At 42.3% G+C, this 2,859-nt stretch carries 2 protein-coding genes; one reads left to right on the plus strand and one right to left on the minus strand.

Going from position 1 to position 2,859, the window contains the following annotated elements; genetic code table 11:
* The first annotated feature begins 367 nt into the window (after positions 1-367).
* Positions 368-1,564, plus strand: a complete 1,197-nt coding sequence (locus CAFE_RS06310; protein WP_156990131.1) for a tyrosine-type recombinase/integrase — start codon at positions 368-370, stop codon at positions 1,562-1,564.
* Positions 1,565-2,227: 663 nt separating this feature from the next.
* On the opposite strand, the gene CAFE_RS06315 is transcribed toward CAFE_RS06310, so the two are convergent.
* Positions 2,228-2,647 carry a nuclear transport factor 2 family protein gene (locus CAFE_RS06315; protein ID WP_156990132.1) on the minus strand — a complete coding sequence of 140 codons (420 nt, stop codon included), beginning with the start codon at positions 2,645-2,647 and terminating at the stop codon, positions 2,228-2,230.
* Positions 2,648-2,859: the final 212 nt, after the last annotated feature.

Consider the following 2,859-nt stretch of genomic DNA (forward strand, 5'->3'; position numbering starts at 1 on the left):
TCCGCAAAAGTGGAAATAAATTCAGGAGTATAGCGTCGAAATTCGACGTAATCATTCAGTTGGAACGCCTCTTGAATCCCTTTTCGCTGAATTCCTCTTCCTGCGCCATTTGTTCAGAGGTTCCCTAGACTTATACTTTCATCCATGGATGAGGTTTCTCAAAAAATTGCAGATGCTATTGACGAGGAAAAATATTTACTCAATCCAATTAAGTAAAAAAGCACCCTTCCCTACTAGCAATAGGAAAGAGCGTCCACCGTCAGTCAAAGGCCGACAGTACGAATAACATCGCAAAATTATTATACTGCCTCGGCCCGGACTAATCAATAATTCCGGGCATTTTTATGCCCAAAGGGAGGTATAAAAGATGGCTAGAATTGTAAAGCGCGGGAAAGGGTATCAGATTCGTGTCTCCGACGGCTACACCGCAAAAGGAAAGCAGAATGTAAAAACAATGACCTGGACCCCGCGTCCTAACATGACGGACAAGCAAATAGAAAAGGAACTTCAGAAGCAAGCCGTCCTGTTCGAGCAAAAATGCCAAGGACTTTCTGAAAGCGCCGACATAAAGTTTGAAACCTTCGCCAAGCAGTGGTTTAAGGAATATGCAGAGCCCCGGCTCCGGGTCCGCACCGTTGACCGATATAAACAATACACTGCGCGGACTTATACCGCTATAGGCAGCCTGAGACTCGATAAGATTACCCCACGGCATATACAGTCTTTTATCAATAACTTGCAGGAACCAGGTATTAATCAAAAAGTTGGCGAAAAGGAACCGCCGAAAGGTTTATCACCCGGCACGGTCAGGAATTATCTGTCGTTTATCTCAACAGTGTTCGACTATGCGATTCGTATGAATATGCTGAAGGACAATCCCTGCAGCCGGGTTGTCCTACCACCGCGAAATTATAAGCAGCGGGATTGTTACACTCTTGAAGAAGCGCAAAAATTTTTAAAGTTTCTTCAATTTGAGTCTCTCATGTATCGGGTTTTCTTTACCCTTGCAATTTATGGCGGGTTCCGTAAAGGAGAACTTCTCGGCCTTGAATGGAAAGACATTGACTTTGATTCCTGTGTTGTGAGTGTAAACCGAACGTCCCTTTATTCAAAATCAAAGGGGGGCATTTTTACCGATACAACAAAGACGAAAGGCTCTCTGCGTTCGTTGAAACTACCGGTAAGTGTGTTCGACCTTCTACGTCAATACAAAGTCCAGCAGGCGCAGGACCGGCTTAAAATGGGCGACAGGTGGATTGACACCGATCGGCTGTTCACAGCAGAAAATGGCAAACCGCTAGGCAATTCGACACCGCTAAAATGGCTAGATGATTTTTTTGAAAGAACCGGTTTGCGGAAGGTTACAATTCACAGCTTTCGTCATCTGAATGCATCTTTGCTTATTAACGCCGGCGTGGATATTAAAACCGTATCTGCTACGTTGGGACATTCACAGGTTTCAACCACTCTGAATATTTACGCCCATACTTTCGCACAGGCACAGGCAAAGGCTTCCGAAGCCGTCGCAGACGCACTAAAATTAGACGACAAAAAGCAAGCCTAAGGTATGACGTTTCTTTGATTTTCGGAGTACGTTTTCCGGAATTTTGGTTCTTATTTGGTTCTTATTTGGTTCTTATTTGGTTCTTATTTGGTTCTTATTTTTGCAAAACCGGGCAAATAAGAACCAAAACACACAAAATCGAAACTTGAAAATTTGGCTCTGTACCTACATTTTTTCAATGTACCAAAGCTGACAAAAACCGCTTTTGCGTGTTCGAGTCACGTCCTCTCCGCCATACAGTGAAGTCCCGGAAGTCCGCATTTATGCGGCTTCCGGGACTTTTGTTTTTATGTGCAGCTTCGATTTGGTTCTTGCGGTTCTTTTCATTAAATATTGCTATCTTTTCGCCTCTACGAAACACAGATTTCGGGAAGAACAAAAATCGCGAGCAAAATAGGGATGTATGCCTCATGGCAAAACAGCCGAAAACCAAAGCTTCTCCGTAAGTGGATGTTCATGTACAGGAATTTGTCGATATGACCGCGCCATCCGTCATTAAATTCAACACTGCCCATTTTGTCTGAAGCAATACTTACGGACGCTTTGGAAATACAAGGCATGGTAGTTTTAGACAATGAAAAAACAATGGGAAGCCGACGGGTACATCGGCTTCCCATTGTTTTCATGATAGGAATACAGTCCAACATTATGACTAGATTTTGTTTAAAACCACATTGCTTTTTCATCTCTAAATTGAGGGTTTAAGCTACTTTGGTAAGGGTCGTAGTTATTTATATTGCAACCAAATTCTTTTAAAAAACATATTTTGGTTCCCTGCGTCCACTCGATAAGCGAAATCCCGTCGAATGCCTCAATTTTACCATCGTTCATAGTATTCTTGAAATACCAATCGACTATAGTTTGATTTTGTTTATGAAAGTACTGTTTAATATTCCAAACAAGCACAGTTCCACGGGTATTCCATTCGGTAAACCAATGCTTTATTTTTTCAGAGCCTTTATATTGGGGCCCCCAACTTTCAATATAGATTGCATCATCCGAAAAAATATCTGTAATTCCCAAGTCCTTCTTTTGTAGCCACATATCAAACCAAAGCTTAATAATCTTTTCTTTGTTTTCCATGATAATCCTCACTTAACCTCCTAGATATCTGCCTGTTATATTAGCGATAAAATTGCTGTCTGTATATATAATGTAATTTTGTATATTGTCAACGCCGGAACTTTTTTGACCCAAAACGCCGGTCGGAAATGACCCATATCGCCGGTTACATGAGCGCCAGTCACAGTACCGCCGGAATGTCCACCGGCGGTACTGTCTGAACGCCAGCTTTG

It is taken from the genome of Caproicibacter fermentans (genome assembly GCF_009746625.1).
Taxonomy (GTDB): Bacteria; Bacillota; Clostridia; order Oscillospirales; family Acutalibacteraceae; genus Caproicibacter; species Caproicibacter fermentans.

Bases quoted from the DNA above. Each gene is read 5' to 3' on its own strand.
- CAFE_RS06310 (WP_156990131.1), top strand. From the start codon at position 368: ATGGCTAGAATTGTAAAGCGCGGGAAAGGGTATCAGATTCGTGTCTCC.
- CAFE_RS06315 (WP_156990132.1), bottom strand. From the start codon at position 2,647: ATGGAAAACAAAGAAAAGATTATTAAGCTTTGGTTTGATATGTGGCTA.